General features: G+C 71.9%; 18 protein-coding genes. 8 read left to right on the top strand and 10 right to left on the bottom strand.

Going from position 1 to position 17002, the window contains the following annotated elements; all coding sequences use genetic code 11:
* Window positions 1-66: 66 nt before the first annotated feature.
* A complete protein-coding gene (locus tag ABEA87_RS08105) occupies window positions 67-648 on the bottom strand; it encodes a hypothetical protein (protein ID WP_345627540.1) in 582 nt (193 codons plus the stop codon).
* A 309-nt stretch (window positions 649-957) separates the two neighbouring features.
* Between ABEA87_RS08105 and ABEA87_RS08100 the strand changes: the two genes are divergently transcribed.
* Window positions 958-1326, top strand: a complete 369-nt coding sequence (locus ABEA87_RS08100; protein ID WP_345627538.1) for a DUF3140 domain-containing protein — start codon at window positions 958-960, stop codon at window positions 1324-1326.
* 72 nt (window positions 1327-1398) lie between these two features.
* Here the strand turns inward: ABEA87_RS08100 and ABEA87_RS08095 are convergent, their stop codons facing one another.
* Window positions 1399-2154: an SDR family NAD(P)-dependent oxidoreductase gene (locus ABEA87_RS08095; protein WP_345627536.1), complete on the bottom strand. Its 756-nt coding sequence runs from the start codon at window positions 2152-2154 to the stop codon at window positions 1399-1401.
* 31 nt (window positions 2155-2185) lie between these two features.
* Here ABEA87_RS08095 and hemG point away from each other — a divergent pair, with 31 nt between their 5' ends.
* Window positions 2186-3607 carry a protoporphyrinogen oxidase gene (gene hemG, locus ABEA87_RS08090; RefSeq protein ID WP_345627534.1) on the top strand — a complete coding sequence of 474 codons (1422 nt, stop codon included), beginning with the start codon at window positions 2186-2188 and terminating at the stop codon, window positions 3605-3607.
* Window positions 3604-4305, top strand: coding sequence for a hydrogen peroxide-dependent heme synthase (gene hemQ / locus ABEA87_RS08085; RefSeq protein ID WP_345627533.1), 702 nt, complete (start codon window positions 3604-3606; stop codon window positions 4303-4305). Before hemG ends, hemQ begins: the two co-directional genes overlap by 4 nt.
* Window positions 4306-4388: 83 nt before the next feature.
* Here the strand turns inward: hemQ and ABEA87_RS08080 are convergent, their stop codons facing one another.
* Genes ABEA87_RS08080 through ABEA87_RS08070 form a run of 3 tightly spaced genes read right to left on the bottom strand, consistent with a single transcriptional unit; the run spans window position 4389 to window position 6611 of the window.
* Window positions 4389-4895, bottom strand: coding sequence for a GNAT family N-acetyltransferase (locus ABEA87_RS08080; RefSeq protein WP_345627532.1), 507 nt, complete (start codon window positions 4893-4895; stop codon window positions 4389-4391).
* Window positions 4885-5301: a peptide-methionine (R)-S-oxide reductase MsrB gene (gene msrB, locus ABEA87_RS08075; protein ID WP_345627530.1), complete on the bottom strand. Its 417-nt coding sequence runs from the start codon at window positions 5299-5301 to the stop codon at window positions 4885-4887. The genes ABEA87_RS08080 and msrB overlap by 11 nt, the downstream gene beginning before the upstream one ends.
* 32 nt (window positions 5302-5333) lie before the next feature.
* On the bottom strand, window positions 5334-6611 hold the full coding sequence (locus ABEA87_RS08070; protein WP_345627528.1) for an acyltransferase family protein: 1278 nt from the start codon (window positions 6609-6611) through the stop codon (window positions 5334-5336).
* 240 nt (window positions 6612-6851) lie between these two features.
* Here ABEA87_RS08070 and ligD point away from each other — a divergent pair, with 240 nt between their 5' ends.
* Window positions 6852-7862 carry a non-homologous end-joining DNA ligase gene (gene ligD / locus ABEA87_RS08065; protein ID WP_345627526.1) on the top strand — a complete coding sequence of 337 codons (1011 nt, stop codon included), beginning with the start codon at window positions 6852-6854 and terminating at the stop codon, window positions 7860-7862.
* 78 nt (window positions 7863-7940) lie between these two features.
* Here the strand turns inward: ligD and ABEA87_RS08060 are convergent, their stop codons facing one another.
* The 3 genes from ABEA87_RS08060 to ABEA87_RS08050 form a co-directional block, all read right to left on the bottom strand.
* A complete protein-coding gene (locus tag ABEA87_RS08060) occupies window positions 7941-8135 on the bottom strand; it encodes a hypothetical protein (RefSeq protein ID WP_345627524.1) in 195 nt (64 codons plus the stop codon).
* A 151-nt stretch (window positions 8136-8286) separates the two neighbouring features.
* Window positions 8287-9834: an alpha/beta hydrolase gene (locus tag ABEA87_RS08055; RefSeq protein WP_425570813.1), complete on the bottom strand. Its 1548-nt coding sequence runs from the start codon at window positions 9832-9834 to the stop codon at window positions 8287-8289.
* Window positions 9835-10129: 295 nt separating this feature from the next.
* Window positions 10130-11137, bottom strand: coding sequence for a LacI family DNA-binding transcriptional regulator (locus ABEA87_RS08050; protein ID WP_345627521.1), 1008 nt, complete (start codon window positions 11135-11137; stop codon window positions 10130-10132).
* 316 nt (window positions 11138-11453) lie between these two features.
* On the opposite strand from ABEA87_RS08050, the gene ABEA87_RS08045 reads away from it, so the two are divergent.
* The 4 genes from ABEA87_RS08045 to ABEA87_RS08030 all read left to right on the top strand — a co-directional run bounded on the left by ABEA87_RS08045 (window position 11454) and on the right by ABEA87_RS08030 (window position 15414).
* Window positions 11454-12215: an ATP-binding cassette domain-containing protein gene (locus ABEA87_RS08045; RefSeq protein WP_345627519.1), complete on the top strand. Its 762-nt coding sequence runs from the start codon at window positions 11454-11456 to the stop codon at window positions 12213-12215.
* Window positions 12212-13273: an ABC transporter permease gene (locus ABEA87_RS08040; protein WP_345627517.1), complete on the top strand. Its 1062-nt coding sequence runs from the start codon at window positions 12212-12214 to the stop codon at window positions 13271-13273. The genes ABEA87_RS08045 and ABEA87_RS08040 overlap by 4 nt, the downstream gene beginning before the upstream one ends.
* A 23-nt stretch (window positions 13274-13296) precedes the next feature.
* Entirely contained in the window at window positions 13297-14292 is a 996-nt protein-coding gene (locus tag ABEA87_RS08035; RefSeq protein WP_345627515.1) for an ABC transporter substrate-binding protein, read from the top strand.
* Between the two features lie 126 nt (window positions 14293-14418).
* Window positions 14419-15414: an ROK family protein gene (locus tag ABEA87_RS08030; RefSeq protein ID WP_345627513.1), complete on the top strand. Its 996-nt coding sequence runs from the start codon at window positions 14419-14421 to the stop codon at window positions 15412-15414.
* A 7-nt stretch (window positions 15415-15421) separates the two neighbouring features.
* On the opposite strand, the gene ABEA87_RS08025 is transcribed toward ABEA87_RS08030, so the two are convergent.
* Together ABEA87_RS08025 and ABEA87_RS08020 are read right to left on the bottom strand one after the other, a co-directional pair.
* Window positions 15422-16045, bottom strand: coding sequence for a hypothetical protein (locus ABEA87_RS08025; protein WP_345627512.1), 624 nt, complete (start codon window positions 16043-16045; stop codon window positions 15422-15424).
* A gap of 21 nt (window positions 16046-16066) precedes the next feature.
* Window positions 16067-17002, bottom strand: a complete 936-nt coding sequence (locus ABEA87_RS08020) for a DNA-3-methyladenine glycosylase family protein (RefSeq protein ID WP_345627510.1) — start codon at window positions 17000-17002, stop codon at window positions 16067-16069.

Below are 17002 nucleotides of genomic sequence, written 5' to 3'. Positions count from 1 at the left end.
CCCAACCCGGGGGCACCGGCTGGCCGGGTTGCCATCCGCCCGGTGGCGGGCTGGCGGGGGGCTGGCTCATGTCCGTCTGTCCTGCACCGGTGCGAGCACCGTGGCCCGCACCGACGAGTCCAGCCACTCCTTGTCGCCGGTCAGCGAGGAGTCGCGCAGCGTCGCGCCGTAGACCTGCACCAGAGCCTGGGTCGGGACCGGTACCTTGCTGGACTGCTCCCAGACGAAGCCGATCCGCTCCGTCATGCCCGGGTTCAGGTAGTCGACGACAGAGCCGTCCCGGCTCAGCAGCACGTGATCGGGAGCCTGGTCGACCAGGCCGGCGACGTTCGGCAACCGGATTATTCCGCCGATGCCGCTCTGGCTGTTGTCGGCGGTCACGTCGACGTTGGCCAGCACGATGAACCAGCGGTCGCCGTCGGTCGCCGGATGCAGTGGGGAGAGGTCGTCGACCACCCGGCACGCAATCACGCTGACGTTCCAGGGGCCGTCCTTGCTGACCACGTTCGGCTTGAGCTGTGGGATGCCGGGATCGGCCGACTTCAGACCGCCAAAGATCCCGGAGACTCCCAGCGCGAGGACCCCGGCTCCGGCCCCCAGCCAACGCATCGGCAACGAGGCCAGGCGGCTCGTCACAAACCCAGGCACAATGGCTTCCCCCGTCCCTTGAGCCACCCCGATGCCGGAGTATATGCGTCGGGTCAATATGGGTACTGGCGTCACGATGGGCCGGCGGGACGGCGCTCGTACAGGGGTTGCCGGGTACCGGCCCGAATGAGTTCACGTCGCGCGGAGCGCCGGCGGATCCGGCTCTGCCACCGGCCCGTGCCGGAGACGAGATCCTCGGGCCTGAGGGTTGTGCCGGGGTCGATCGGGTACAGGTTCAGTCGAGGTCATGGGCGAATGAATCGCCATGATTCCGAGTCCGTCGAGTCTCGGTAGGGGGTCTCTTCCGTGGTGAACAGGAACGATTCCGAGTTTGTTGAGTCGTGGGAGAACTTCCACGCTCTGGTGAACATGCAGTCCCCGGAGTTGCGCGACTGGCTGTTCAACACCCCGGACGGGGCGGATACCTACGCCCCCGAACCGGACATCGACATCCACGCGCTGGGGCTACAGGTACTCCAGATCAAGGAGAAGCGGCGCACCGACATCACCGGTACCGACCTGGACACGATGCGTCAGGTCTCGGACCTGATCCGTGGCAGGCTGCAGAACGCCCCCGAGTCGGACATCAATGACGACCCGTGGCGCAGCACGCTGATGACCCTGGGCCACGACCCGACGCGGGCCGACTCGCCGAGAGGCCCCGACGCCGAGGCCTGAGCGGAGGCGGCCGCCGGAACCTCGGGCGGCACCGTCAGCGGCGCCGCCCGGCTCATCCCTGAAGAGGTGGCCTCAGCGGGTCCTGGTACCCAGTCGCAGCGACTGCCAGGACCCGTCGCCGTACCAGCCGCCGTCCACCGACAGCGCGGTGCCGTTGATGAAGCCGCTGCGCGCCGGGTCGGCGAGGAACAGCACCGCCTGGGCGATGTCGTCCGGGCTGGCGAACCGGCCCAGCGGAACGTGCGAGGTGATGTCCTCGTCCACGTACGCGCCCTCGCCCTGGTTCGCGTCGTCCATCGGGGTCTTGACCCAGCCCGGGCACACCGCGTTCACCCGCACCCCGCGCCCGCCCCACTCGGCGGCGAGCGTACGGGTCAGCCCGATCAGCCCGTGCTTGCTGGCGTTGTACGCCGACCGGTCGGCCACGCCCCGCAGCCCCGCCACGGACGCGACGTTGACGATCGAGCCCGAGCGCTGGGCCAGCATGGTGCGGCCGAACGCCTGGCTGATCAGGAAGGGCCCGGTCAGGTTGACGTCGAGCACCCGGCGCCAGGCCTCCACCGCCATGTCCTCGGCCGGGCCGATGCTGGCGATGCCGGCGTTGTTGACCACCACGTCGATGCGGCCGTAGCGCTCGGTCACGGCGGCGGCACACGCCGCCACGTCCGCCTCGCTGGTCACGTCGCCGGCGACCGTCAAGCCGCCGGAGAAGTCGTCGATCGGCTGCCGGTCGAACAGCACCACCTCGTACCCGCCCTCGGCGAGCACCTCAGCGCAACGCCGCCCGATTCCCTGTGCCGCACCAGTCACCACCGCTACCCCGGTCATGGCCAACACTCTAAGTGCCTAGGCTGCGAGGGTGGACGTAACCCGGTCAGTGGAGATCGCGGTCATAGGAGGCGGCATCGCCGGCCTGGCCGCGGCCCTGCGGCTGCGCGAGCGGCTCGGGCCGCGCGCCGGCATAACGATCTTCGAGCAGAGCGCCCGGCTGGGCGGGAAGCTGCGCACGGACGCCTTCGGGGAGGGATATCTCGAGGCCGGGGCGGAGAGCTTTCTCATGCGCGACCCGGACGGCTCGCCCAGCCCCGCGGCCGAACTGGTCCGCCGGGTGGGGCTCGGCGACGCCATCCGGCACCCGGCGACCAGCCAGGCCGCGCTCGCTGTGGACAACGCGCTGCGGCCCATCCCGCGCGGCACGCTGATGGGGGTGCCGGCCGACCCGGCCAGCCTCGACGGTGTGGCGCGGCCGGACCTCGACCGGGACCGGGACCTGGGCGGTCCGCTGCTCGCGCCCGACGAGGACATGGCGGTCGGTGCGCTGGTCCGGGCCAGGTTCGGGGACGAGGTGGTGGACCGGCTGGTCGACCCGCTGCTGGGCGGGGTGTACGCGGGCCGGGCCGACGATCTCTCGCTGGCTACCACGGTGCCGGCGCTGGCCCGCGCGGCCCGCGTGGAGTCGACCCTGGCCGCCGCGGTGCGGGCCGCGATGGCGGCCGGCGCCCGGTCGGCGGCGCGCGGTGCGGCTGGGGGCGCCAGGCCGGTCTTCGGCACCATCGACGGCGGCCTGAGCCGGCTCGTGGCGGCGGTCGCGGAGGCGGCCGGCGCCCGGGTAAGGCTGGGACTGCCGGTGCGGAGCCTGTCGCGCGCCGGCGGCGGCTGGCGGCTGGTGGTCGGCTCCACCCGGGATCCGTCCACCGTGGACGTCGATGCCGTGGTGCTCGCGGTGCCGGCCCGGCCGGCCGCGCGGCTGCTGTCCGAGGTCGACCGCGCCGCGGCGGAGCAGGTCGGCGTGCTGGACTACGCGAGCGTGGCGCTCGTGCGGATGGCGGTGCCGGAGCCGGCGCTGCCGGCGCTGTCCGGGCTGCTGGTACCGGCCGTGGAGGGGTACGCGGTCAAGGCACTGACAATCTTCAGCACCAAGTGGGATCACCTGCGCCGGGCCGATGGCGTGGCGCTGCTGCGCGCGTCGGTCGGCCGGTACGGCGACACCGCCGTCCTGCAGCGCACCGACTCCGAGCTGATCACGCTCGCCCGCGACGAACTCGGGCGGCTGCTCGACACCGTGCTGCCGGAGCCGGTCACCGCGGACGTGGTTCGCTGGGGCGGCGGGCTGCCGCAGTACCAGCCCGGGCACCTGGGACGGGTGGCCGCCGTCCGGGCCGCACTGGCCGCGCACCCGACCCTGGCGGTGGCCGGGGCGGCGTACGACGGGGTTGGCATCCCGGCCTGCGTACGCTCCGGCGAGGCGGCCGCCGAGCACCTCTTAGACTCGTTGGCATGAGCGACCAGACCAACGCCGCGCGGATCAAAGAACTGAACGCGACCATTCGATACACGATGTGGTCCGTGTTCCGGGTCAGCCAACCGCTGCCCCTGCTGCGCAACGACCTGATCACCGAGGTCGAGGGGTTGTTCGAGCAGCTGGCCGAGAAGGACGTGGTGATCCGGGGCACGTACGACGTGGCCGGGCTGCGGGCCGACGCCGACCTGCTGATCTGGTGGCACGCGCCAAGCTCCGACCTGCTCCAGGACGCCTACGGGCTGCTGCGCCGCACGGTCCTGGGCCGGCACCTGACCCCGGTCTGGTCGCAGATGGCGCTGCACCGGCCGGCCGAGTTCAACAAGAGCCACCTGCCGGCCTTCCTCGCCGATGAGCACGCCCGCCCGTACGTCAGCGTGTACCCGTTCGTCCGGTCCTACGAGTGGTACCTGCTCCCCGACGAGGAGCGCCGCGATCTGCTGGCCGAGCACGGCAAGCTGGCCCGCGGGTACCCGGATGTGCGGGCCAACACCGTGGCCAGCTTCGCGCTGGGCGACTACGAGTGGATCCTCGCGTTCGAGGCGGACGAGCTGCACCGCATCGTCGACCTGATGCGTGACCTGCGCGCCTCGGAGACGCGCCGGCACGTGCGCGAGGAGGTGCCGTTCTACACCGGCCGGCGCCGCTCGGTCCCGGAGCTGATCGCCGGCCTGCCGTAACGCCGGCCCGGGTCGCCGGTGAGGGCCGCCGCCTCCGGCGTGCGGCCCGTCCTCGGTGCGCGCGGCGAGGTGTGACGCGGCTCTCAGCCGGAAACGGCGGCCGTCCGGGCGACCGCGCCGGCTCGCCGCATCGGGATGTGCGGGATGCCATCCTCGACGAACTCCGGCCCGGTCGGCGCGAAGCCCAGGCTGGCGTAGAAGCCGGCCAGGTGGGACTGGGCGTCCAGCACGCAGGCGCGGTCGCCGACCCGCTCCAGCGCCGCGGCCATCAGCCGCCGGGCCAGGCCGGTGCCGCGCTGCGGCGCGGCGACGCAGACCCGGCCGATCCGGGCGCTGCCGTCCGGCTCCTCCATGATCCGCAGGTACCCGGTGGGCAGGCCGTCCGAGCCGGTCCAGACATGCCGGGTACCGGGCTCGGTGTCCCTGCCGTCCAGCTCCGGGTACGGGCAGTTCTGCTCCACCACGAACACGTCCACGCGCAGCCGCAGCAGCGCGTACAGCGTGCCGGCGGCCAGCTCGTCGAAGCTCGCCAGCGCGATGCCGGCCGGTTCGGCCCCCACCGACCCGGCCAGCGCCGGCTCAGCCTTCACGGGGCTCGAGGGTCAGGCTGATCGAGTTGATGCAGTACCGCTGGTCGGTCGGGGTGCCGTAGCCCTCGCCCTCGAACACGTGGCCCAGGTGCGAGTCGCAGTTCGCGCAGCGCACCTCGACCCGCTTCATGCCCATCGAGGTGTCCTCGATGTAGCGCACCCGGTCCCCGGCCAGGGGCTGGAAGAAGCTCGGCCAGCCGCAGTGGCTGTCGAACTTGGTGTCGCTGGCGAACAGCTCGGTGCCGCACGCCCGGCAGCGGTACACGCCCACGGTCTTGGTGTCGGTGTACTCACCGGTCCAGGGCGCCTCGGTGCCGGCCTGGCGCAGCACGCGGAACTCTGCCGGGGTCAGCCGGACCCGCCACTCATCCTCGGTCTTGGGTAGGTCGGTCTGTGAAAGATCCATGCCTCAACGGTACGGCGCGATTGGCCGAACGCTCAGGACGAACCCGTTGCGGCTCGCGTCGGCTCGCCGGGCGCGGCCTCTCGGGCCAGCCGGGTGGCCGTCGCCGCCACCGCCGACCTCGGCGCGGCCGGCCGGGTCTCGGCCGCCAGGTAGGCCTCGGCCGCCAGATGTGCCTCGGCCGCCAGATGTGCCTCGGCCGCCAGGTGTGCCTCGGCCCCCGCGAGCGCCCAAGCGGCCGGGCGCGCCTCGGGCACGGGGCGCGGCTCGCGAACAGGGCGCGGCCGGCTCAGCCGGCGACCCAGCTCGATCATTGGACGCTCCACCCAGCGGTGCAGCACGTCAGCCATGATCAGTCCCACCAGCGCGGTCAGCGCGGCCTGGATGCCACCCGGGTGGGTACGCAGCATGTCGATCACCACCATGCCGGCCAGCCCCTGGACGAGATACAGGGAGTACGACCGCTCGCCGGCCCAGGTCATCGGGCGGCGGGAGAGCGCCCAGTGCAGCGGGCCGGTGTGCAGCAGGGACGGCAGCAGCAGCGCGACCGCCACCGAGTACCCGGCGATCACCACTGGTTCGCCACCGAACCAGTCGACCGCCGGCCGGATGGTCAGCTGGGCCACGGCGAACCCGACCGCGATCAGCGCCCCGACCACCGGGTGCGTCAACGGGCGTACCCACCGGAAGGTCCGCCGGTCGTGCATGAGCAGCGCCAGCAGGCAGCCGATCAGGATGGTCGCGTAGTGCACCGCGGCGCCCTGGTCGAAGCCGGCCATGACCCCGAGAGTCCCCCCGAGTAGCCCGACGGTCAGCGCGACCCGGCGGCGCAGCGCGACCGCCCCGGCGGCGAACGCCAGCAGCGGCCAGAGCAGGTAGAACTTCTGTTCGACGCCGATGGTCCAGGACTGCATGAAGCCCCCGGGCGGGGCGAAGTCGGTGAACACCGTCGAGGCGTAGTAGGGCAGCGCGGCCAGCGTTCCGGACGCGCGCAACTGGTCCTGGGCGTGGTACACGCCGACCAGCACGACCAGCACCACGCCGTACACGGGCAGGATCCGGAACACCCGGCGCAGGTAGAAGGCGCGCAGCGAGATCCGCCCGCCCCTGCCCTCCTCCCGCAGCGCGAGGGTGGTGATGAGGAAGCCGGACAGGACGAAGAAGATCTGTACGCCGCTCCACCCCGACAGCCCCGACCAGCGCTCGCCGGCGAAGTGAAAGGCCACCACCATCAGTGCCGCGACGGCACGCAGCCCATCGAGCGCCGGGAACCGGCGCGCTGCCCGATAGTCGTTGTGGTTGAGCATGCGCATTCGGCTGTTCTCCTGGCGCGGCTGTTGCCCTGGCGCGGCGGTTCTCCTGGCGTGGCGATCGATGCCCGCGCGGCACCGCCTCGCGGACGACTCAGCGACTATAACCAGGAAAGATCGCCATAGTCCCACCGTTTCGGGAAAATGCCCCAGACGGAGCTTTACGCACGTTACGGGACGATCGGGTCCATCCTTCCCCGTGGCGTACCCGGCGAGCGGCCGCGGATCCTCTAGGGTCATGGAATGGCGGCAAAGGCCGAGGAGATCGAGGTGGCCGGGCGTGACGTCCGGCTGACCAACCGCGACAAGATCTATTTTCCCGAGCGCGGCTTCACCAAGGGCGACGTCTTCGACTACTACCTCGCGGTCGGCGAGGGCATCCTGCGGGCGCTGCGCGAGCGGCCCACCACCGTGCAGCGGTTCCCCGACGGCATCGACGGGGAGATGTTCTTCCAGAAGCGGGTACCGGCCCGGGGCGTGCCCGAGTGGGTGCGGACCGCCAGCATCGCGTTCCCGAGCGGCCGGAAGGCCGACGAACTGTGCCCGGCCGACCTGGCGCACGTGGCATGGGCGGCGCAGCTGGGCACCATCGTGTTCCACCCGTGGCCGGTGCGGGTAACCGACGTGGACAGCCCCGATGAGCTGCGCATCGACCTGGATCCCCAGCCCGGCACCGACTTCGCCGACGCGGTGACGGTCGCGGGCGAGGTGCGCGCCCTGTTCGACGAACTCGGCTGGATCGGGTACCCGAAGACGTCCGGCGGTCGCGGGGTCCACGTGTACGTCCGGATCAGTCCACAGTGGAGTTTCGTGCAGGTACGCCGGGCGGCCATCGCGCTGGCCCGACGCGTCGAGCGCCGCCGGCCGGATCTGGTTACCACCAACTGGTGGAAGGAGGAGCGGGGCGAGCGCGTGTTCGTCGACTTCAACCAGATGGCTCGCGACCGCACGATCGCCTGCGCGTACTCGTTGCGGGCCAATCCGCGCGCCACGGTGTCCACGCCGGTCAGCTGGGACGAGCTGACCCAGGTCGAGCCGAACGATTTCGATCTGCGCACCGTACCGGCGCGGCTGGCGGCCGGCGCCGACCCGCACGCCGGCATCGACGACGTCGAGCACGACCTGACCCCGCTGCTGGAATGGGCGCGGCAGGACGAGAGCGAAGGCATCGGCGACCTGCCCTACCCGCCGGACTACCCGAAGATGCCGGGCGAACCGCTGCGGGTGCAGCCGAGCCGGGCCCGCAACGGCTGACCGCCGCCCCACCGGCTGACCGCCGTCCCACAGGCTGGCCGCCGCCCCACAGGCTGAGCGCCAAGGGACTCGCGGGATTCAGCTCCAGATGGTGGACGCGAGATCGAGGTCGATGCCGGCCGCGATCAGGCGACGGCGGGCGTCGGCGCTCGCCGTGCAGGGATGAGGCAGTCCGCACGCCTGGCAGGCGGACTGGCCTGGTGGCGCGTCGTGCGCCATAACGATCTCCATCAACCGCCGCTCGTCGGCCGGCGTAAGAGCCGTGTCGGCCATGGATACCAACCCCCGTCGGAAGGAACGTCGTCAACGACACAGGGATGACGGGGGATCCGCACGGTCGATTCCCGTCGGATTACACGATCTCACGAAGGTCTATCGGAGGGCTATCGGCTGCGCGTCACCGTGCGCTCACTGTGCCGTGCGCTCACTGTGCCGGGCAGGTTGTCCCGGCGGCCGGCACCTTCAGGTCGACCAGGTATCCGTCGACGGCCTGCCGGATGCACTCGGTCTGCGGGTACGCGGTGTGCCCCTCGCCCTGCCAGGTGAGCACCCGGCCGACGCCGAGCATGCTGGCCAGCTTCGCGGTCTGCTCGTAGGGCGTGGCCGGATCGTTGGTGGTGCCGATGACCACGACCGGCGGCGCCCCGACTGCCTTGCCGGTCGGGTACGGGTCCCGCTTGGCCGGCCAGACGGCGCACGAGATCAGGCCGAGTGCCATCTGGGTGCCGAAGATCGGGTACTTGGTCCGCCACTGGCTCTGCAGGGCACGCGCCTGCGAGACGGTCTCGCCGCTGTTGTCGTCGTCGCACTCGACCGTGTTGAAGATGTCGAACATGTTCGTGTAGTGCCCGGACGAGTCGCGCTCGGCGTACGCGTCGGCGAGCTGGAAGATCTTCGCGGGGTTACCGTGTGTCAGGTCGCCCAGCGCCTGCCCCAGCAGCGGCCACTCCTCCTGCGAGTACAGCGACTCCGCCACGCCGGTCAGAATCCAGCCGCCGGTGGCGTCGCGGCCGTCGGCATTGTGCGCCGGTTGGGTCTTCGCCGTGTCGAGCAGGCCGGTCAGGGTGGCGCGCGGATCGGCGCCGGCCGGGCAGGAATTCTGCTTGCACCAGGCGGCGAACTCGTCGTAGGCGTGCTCGAAACCCTGGGCCTGGCCCTCGACCGCGGTCACCGTGCTGGCGGTGGGGTCGATCGCGCCGTCGAGCACCATCGCCCGGATGTTCTTCGGGAACAATTGCGCGTACGTGGCGCCGAGCAGGCTGCCGTACGAGTAGCCGAGGTAGGTGAGCTTCGAGTCGCCGACCGCCGCGCGGACCGCGTCCAGGTCCCGGGCCGCCTGCTCGGTGCTGAACAGCCGCAGGGTGTCGCCGTACTTCGCCTGGCAGCCCTGCGCCATCTTCTGGTTGAGCGCCACCTCGGCGTCGAAATCCGCCTGGCTGACCGGATCGGGGTTGGCGCCGAACGTGGCGTCCTCGTCCGCGTCGGTGAAGCACTTGACCGGGTCGGACTTGCCGACGCCGCGCGGATCGAAGCCGACCACGTCGAAGCGCCGCAGGACGTCCTGGGGTAGCTCGGTCGACAAATACATGGCCAGGTCCACGCCGGACGCGCCGGGGCCGCCGGGGTTGACCACGAGCGAGCCGAGCCGGGCGGTCTGGTTGGCGCTGTGCACCCGGGTCAGCGCGAGGTCGAAGGTCTTGCCGTTGTCCGGCGCGGCCCAGTCCTGGGGTACCTCGATCGTGGCGCAGTCGTACGTGATGCCGCTCGGTAAGCGGGTCAGCAGGGCGCTCGCCTCCTGCTGGCACGGCGTCCACCGGACGGCGGTCCCGCCGGTGCCGGGCGCCGACGTCTCGGCCGCGCCCGGTGGCCGTCCGGCGGCCGGCGCGGACACCCAGCGCAGGCTCGGGGTGCAGCCGGCCATGGCGAGCGCGAACAGGGTGATGACCAGGATCGCGGCCCGCTGGCGGGTCAGGCGTGGGGCCACCGAGTACCTGGTCCTGCGGCAACCGGAGCGGTCACCCTCCATTGCGCGTACCCCACCTCGATCGGCCGCCGTGGGCGGAACGGTCCCCCGGGACGGAGCTGTTGCCTGTCCGCCGGCCTACGCCCCCCGGGATTCGGTCGCTTCCGCCATCCTCCCAGATGGGAGGATGCCATCGTGTGTGGTTCTCACGTTCCGTGAGGTCCCGATCATGGAGTTTTCCGTGGGGTGTCCGCGATCCGCCGCTCCGACCCTCCCCGGAACTCCGGCGGGGTCCGGCGGGCGGTCAGGGTGGTGCGATCTCGCCGGAGCCGCGGACGATGAACCTGGTCATCAGCACGACGGACCGGGGCGGGGCCCGGTACCCGTCGATCCGCGAGAACAGCAACTGGGCGGCGGTACCTCCGATGGTGGCCGGGTCCTGGCTGACCACGGTAACCGGCCGGGGCAGCCGGTCGGCCAGCGGGAAGTCGTCGAAGCCGACCAGCGCGACCCCGGGTAGCGGGGCGCCCAGCCCGTCGATCGCGCCGATGGTTATCAGGTCGTTGCTGCTGAACAGCGCGGTCGGCGGGTCCGGCTGGCGCATCAGCTCGGCGACCGCCTGGGCCGCCTCGTCCCGGCTGCGCAGCCCGTGGCGGACCAGCCCGGGGTCCGGCTCCACGCCGTGCCCGCGCAGGGCCTCCTGGTAGCCGGCGAAGCGCTCGCGCAGGGTCCAGATCTCGCGCTGGTCGCCGAGGTAGGCGATCCGGCGGTGCCGGTGGTCGAGCAGGTGGATCACCGCCCGACGGGTCGCGTCGCGGTTGTCCACGGTGACCGTGTCGGCGCCCAGCCCGCGCGCCGGCCGGTCCGCGCAGACCACCGGCATGCCCTGGGCCATCTGCGCCTTGAGCAGGCTGTGCGTGCCGGCCGTGGGCACCACTATCAGGCCGTCCACCTGCCGCGCGGAGAACGCCAGCACCACCTCGCGCTCCCGGCGGGGATCGTCGTTGGTGCTGCTGACCAGCACGAGATAACCGCGCCGGTAGGCCTCGTCCTCTACAGCGCGGGCCAGGGTGGCGTAGAACGGGTTGGCCAGGTCGTCCACGACCAGTCCGATGGTGCGCGTGGTCTGCGCCTTGCGCCGCAGGTGCGACGCGTTGTCGTTGCGCTGGTATCCGAGCCGGGCCACCGCCTGCGCGACCCGCGCCGTGGTCTGCGCCGACACCCCGCGATCGCCGTTGACCACCCGGGAAACCGTCATCAGGCTGACCCCGGCCGCCTGGGCGACGTCCTTCATGGTCGGTCGAGCGGCCACTGGCGATCACCTAGTTCACGTTCGCGCGTTGTGGGCGGCGAATCAGGGAACGTTATCAACCGGCGTGGATGTTGCCACACCATCGATCGACCTGGCAACCCGGGTAACGGGGCGGGGTTCGGCGCCATCACGATCCGGCAACGATGCCGCTGCTCGAGGCGGTGGAATTCGTCAATGTTTCCGCAGGTGGCCGGCTCGGCAATGGGGCCGGTCGGCGATCATCGATGGTCTTGACACACCGTCTTGGCCTGCACAGAATCGCGGAACCGTGTGAACGTTACCAGCAAATCTCATCGATAAAGCTCGGGGATTGCCGATGACCGAACCGCTGCTCGAAGCTCGCGGCCTGACCAAACGGTACGGGCACGTGCAGGCCTTGCAGGGCGCCGACTTCACCGCGTACCGGGGCGAGGTCGTCGCGCTGATCGGCGACAACGGTGCCGGCAAGAGCACCCTGGTCAAGGTGCTGTCCGGGGCGATCCGGCCGGACGGTGGCGAGATGGTGCTGGACGGGCGGGTGGTGCACCTGGACAGCCCGCTGGACGCTCAGCGGCAGGGCATCGAGACGGTGTACCAGGATCTCGCTCTCGCGCCCGACCTGGACGCCGCGGCCAACCTGCACCTGGGGCGCGAACTGTACCTCGGCGGCCTGCTGCGCCCGCTGAACATCCTGGACCGGGGCGCGATGCGTCGGGCCGCCCGGACCGCCTTCGCCGAGTTGGGCATCGACCTGCGCGACATCTCGGTGCCGGTCGGCTCGCTGTCCGGCGGGCAGCGCCAGTCGGTCGCGGTGGCCCGGGCGGTGGCGTACGCCGACAAGGTCATTTTCATGGACGAGCCGACCGCCGCGCTGGGAGTGGTCCAGCGCGGCCGGGTGCTCGACACCATCCGGCGGGTCCGCGACCGCGGCGTGTCGGTGGTGCTCATCAGTCACAACATGCCGGAGGTACTGGCCGTGGCCGATCGGGTGGAGGTGCTGCGACTGGGCCGGCGGGTCGCCCAGTTCACCGCGGCGGAGTCCACGGTGGAGGAACTAGTCGGCGCCATGACCGGTGCGCTCAGCGAGGATCCGGCATGAGCGAGCGTCGATCCGGCACGAGCGCGGTACAGACGCAGGCGCAGGACAACGGCGCGGCCGTCGAAGACCCGGGCACTCCGCTGGCCCAGCGGCTGCTCGGCGCGAACGCGCTGTGGACCTTCCTGATCCTGGTCGGGCTGGTGGTGTTCTTCACCATCGCCGCGCCCGGCACCTTCCTGACCCAGTACGACGTCACGCAGATCGCCACCAACGCGGCCATCTACCTGGTGCTCGGCGTGGGCATGACGTTCGTCATCATCACCGGGGGCATCGACCTGTCGGTCGGCTCGGTACTCATCCTGTCCGGCGTGCTGGCCGCCGAGTACGTGGCGCACCACGGCGGGTACAAGGCGGGCTGGCCGACCATCATCGTCGGCATCCTGATCAGCGTGGCCACCGGTACCGCCTGGGGCGTGCTGCAGGGTTTCGTATGCGCGAAGGCCAAGGTACCGCCGCTGATCGTCACGCTCGGTGGCCTGGGTGTGGCGCTGGGCGTCGCCCGGATCGTCACCACCGGCAATGATGTGGCCGGTGGCGCGCCGAACGCCCTGGTCTCGACGCTGGGCCTGGGCAAGCTGTTCGGGGTCATCCCGTGGCTGGTGGTGGTCGCGGTGGTGTGCACCGTCGCGTTCGGGCTGATCCTGGCGTACACCAGGTTCGGCCGGTACACGTACGCGATCGGCTCCAACGCCGAGGCCACCCGGCGGGTCGGCATCAAGGTCGAGCGCCAGCTCATCAAGGTGTACGCGCTGTCCGGCGCGATGGCCGGCATCGCCGGCGTGATGTCGCTGGCCTTCTTCCACACCACCACGATTGCCGGCCACAGCACGGACAACCTCGCCGTCATCACCGCCGTGGTGATGGGCGGCACCAGCCTGTTCGGCGGGCGCGGCTCCATCGTCGGCACGGTCATCGGCGTGTTCATCCCCGCCGTGCTCAACAGCGGGCTGGTCATCATCGGCGTCCAGCAGTACTGGCAGGACGTTGCGGTGGGCGTCGTCCTCGTCTTCGCGGTCTACCTCGACCAACTGCGCCGGCGTTCCCGGGAACGCAGCTGACAACTCACCTTCTGGAGGCACACATGGGCACAAGAAGGACGGCGTGCGTGGCCGTCGCCGCGCTCACCGTGGTGGCCGCGGCCGCCGGCTGCGGCAAGTCCAGCTCGTCGACCGGCGGATCCTCCGGCGGCTCGCTGTCCGGCAAGACCGTGGAGCTCATTACCGGGGTCAAGAGCGACCCGTTCTACATCACCATGACCTGCGCGGCCCAGCAGGAGGCGCAGAAGCAGGGTGTGAAGTTCAAGGCGGACGGCTCGGCCCAGTGGGACGTGTCGCTGCAGCGCCCGATCATCGACTCGGTGGCCGCCACCCAGCCGGCCGCGCTGCTCATCTCGCCGGTGGACACCGACGCGCTGACCCCCGACATCCAGCAGATGCAGGGCGCCGGTACCAAGGTCGTGCTGGTTGACACCTCGGTCACCGACAACTCGGTCGGGGTCTCCCGGATCTCCTCGGACAACGAGGCGGGCGGTAAGACGGCGGCCGACGCGCTGGCGAAGGAGATGGGCGACAAGGGCTCGGCGATCGTCATCAGCGTGAAGCCGGGCGTGTCCACGACCGATGCCCGGATCAAGGGCTTCAACGATCAGATGAAGGCGGCGCACCCGGGCATCACGCTGCTGCCGGTGCAGTACGACAACGACGACCCGGCAAAGGCGACGTCCATCGTGCAGTCCACCATCGCGGCGCATCCGGACCTGGGCGGCGTCTTCGCGGACAATGTCAACACGGCCGAGGGCGTGGCCGCGGGCGTGACCCAGGCCGGCAAGAAGGGGCAGATCAAGATCTCGGCGTTCGACGCCGGTCCCCAGCAGGTCGATGACCTGAAGAATGGTACGGTCCAGGTGCTGATCGCCCAGGACCCGGCGAGCATCGGCCGGCAGGGCGTCGACCAGGCCGTCGCGGCCATCCAGGGCAAGTCGGTGCAGGCGACGATCGGCACCGACCTGGTCGCCATCACCTCTCAGAACCTGAACGACCCGAGCGTGAGCAAGTATTTCTACAAGGAATCCTGCTGAACTGACGACAACCGGCGGGGTGGGGCTGTTGCTCCGCCCCGCTTGGCGTGCCCGCCCGTCGCCGCACCCCTCGGGGCGGTGCCGGCGAGCGGGTGGCGCGCCGGCAAGGGAAAGGACTGCACCATCATGACGGAGCCGGTACCCGACACGGCTGGTCAGGTCGCCGTCGCGGTCGACGTGGGCGGCACGAAGGCGGCGGTGGCCCTGGTCGACGAGGCCGGTGGGGTCTACCACCACTCGGCGATCCCGACGGCGGGCGGCGACGGTGACTCGGGCGTCGGCCTGATCGACCGGGTACGTGAGTTGATCGCCAAGGTGGCCGCGCCGTACGGGCTGGACCGGGTGACCGGCATCGGGATCAGCAGCGCCGGCCCGGTGGACCTGACCGCCGGCACCGTGACCCCGGTCAACATCCCGCAGCTGCACGGGGCGCCGCTGCTGGCCCGCCTCGCCGACCTGGTACCGGGCCGGCCCACCCGGCTGGCCGGCGACGGCCCCGCGACCGCGGCCGGGGAGCACTGGCGCGGCGCCGGGCGGGGCTGCGACGACCTGCTCGCCATAGTGGTCTCGACCGGCATCGGCGGCGGCCTGATCCTCGGTGGCCGGCTGCACGGTGGGGCATCCGGCAACGCCGGACATGTCGGTCATGCGCCGGTGGTGGTGGACGGCGATCCGTGCCAGTGCGGCGGCCGGGGCTGTCCCGAGGCGTACGCCAGCGGGCCGTCCATGGTGCGCTGGGCCCGCGCCAACGGCTGGACACCGCAGGCCAGCGCGGACGGAGTTGAGCTGGCGGCGGCGGCGAGGGCCGGTGACCCGGTGGCCCTGGCGGCGTTCGAGCGGGCCGGTCGGGTACTCGGCGCCATGATCGCGGGCGCGACGGCCACCTGTGATCTGCGCCGCGCCATCATCGGTGGTGGCGTGTCGCAGGCCGGTGAGCTGCTGATGGCGCCGCTGCGCCGGTCCCTGGCCGAGCACGCGGGGCTGCCGTTCGTGGCCCGGGTCGAGGTGGTCGGCGCGCTGCTGGGCCCGCGGGCGAGCCTGATGGGCGCCGCGGCGCTGATCCACGACGCCGGCACGTACGCGGTCGAGGGGCGGGTCACCGCGACGCTGGTGGCGGCCTGACCCGGGTTCAGGACTGACCGCTCGCGCGGTCGCCCGGTCGGGTCGGCCGTCGCTCGCTCGGCCAGCCGGCCGGTCGGGTCGGCCGCGCGAGCTGGAAGAGCCCGTGCACGAACAGCAGCCGGTACGGCTCGCCGTGCTCGGTGGCCACGTCGATCGGCCAGTACGACGGCGTGTCCGGCGGGGCGGGCTGGGCGTCGGGGTAGTTGGCGAGCGCGTCGCCCACCACGCACGACCAGGGCGCCAGCCGGTCCGGCGGGGGCAGCACGGGGATCGCCTGGCCGGGCGCCCGGACCAGCCAGGCGTGCAGCACGGCACCGGCGGAATCGGTCAGCACCTCCCAGCGCAGGTGCGGCCACAGTATGGGCAATGGCCAGGTGTGCGCGGTGACGGTGAGGTCGCCCACCTGCCGGCTGCGCTCTTCGTCGGGCGGGCCGAGCACGGCCCGGTACAGGCCCAGGTCGCGCGGGGCGCGGGGCGAGTGCAGCAGCCGCTGCCACCGGGTGTGCGCCGCCAGCGCCTGCGCGCGGGTGGCGCCCAGCTCGGACCGGGCCGCGGCGACCAGGTCGGGCTGGTGATCGGCCATTCGCCGCAGCAGCACGAGCTGGAACTCGTACCGGGCGAAACCCCTCATCGTCGTGCTCCCGGCCGGCGGTCAGAACCGGGCGAAGGAGCGCAGCGGCATCCGGGGCCCGAACCGGGGCGGCGCGGGCGTGGCGGCCATCAGCAGCTGGACCACCCGGGCCCGCTGCCCGGCGAACGGCTCCAGCAGCTCCAGCATCCGGGCGTCCGCCTCGCTGATCCGGCCCGGTGCCGATTCCCGGGAGCCGGCGCGCGCCGCGCCGGTCAGCGCGTACCCGACGTGGTGCGGGATGTTGTAGTCGCCGACGGTGACCGCGTCCGGGTCGCCGTACGCGGGCCGGACGGCCTCCGCCGCCGTCCAGTCCCCGACGCCGGGCAGGCAGGTCAGCCGGGCGGTGGCGGTGGCCGGATCCGGTGCCGCCTCCAGCCGGTCCGCCACGGCGGCCACCCGGCGCAGCGTGTCGGCGCGCTTCTGCTCCACCCCGAGCGGGTGGAACACCCAGTACGGCGACGCCGCGATCCGCGCCGGATCGGGCGGCAGGAGCAGCCCGTCGAGCGGGCCGGGCGCCGGTTCGCCGAAGTGCCGCACGATCTTCGCGTAACTTCGGAACGCCTCCTTGCCGGACACCTTCTGGGCCAGGACGGTCGGCAGCAGATGGGTGAACAGCCGGCCGGTGCGGGTCATCCGCAGCCCGGGCCGGTCGTGCCAGGCCCGGCGCACCACCGGGTGCCGGTCGGCGAGGGTGGCGAACCCGCGCACGTCGTCGTGCAGGCCGGCGATGGCGTCGGCCGCCTCGATCACCCAGCCGGCGCCGGCACCGTAGCCGGTCGCCTCGGCGGTGTCGCCGTTCCGGCGCAGGTGCAGGGTGGCCGGCCCGTCGGGGGTGCGCACGGCCCACCACAGCTCGGTGTGGCTCAGCCGGGCCGCCGGGTCGGCCCGACCCAGGCACAGCGGGGCGAGGGTACCGGCGAAGTCGTAGTGCGCGGGCAGCTCCAGAACTGTCCTCAT

The sequence above is a fragment of the Rugosimonospora acidiphila genome (assembly GCF_039543385.1).
GTDB lineage: Bacteria > Actinomycetota > Actinomycetes > Mycobacteriales > Micromonosporaceae > Rugosimonospora > Rugosimonospora acidiphila.
Note: the sequence above shows the minus strand (reverse complement) of the source record. Positions and strands in the feature narration are given on the sequence as shown.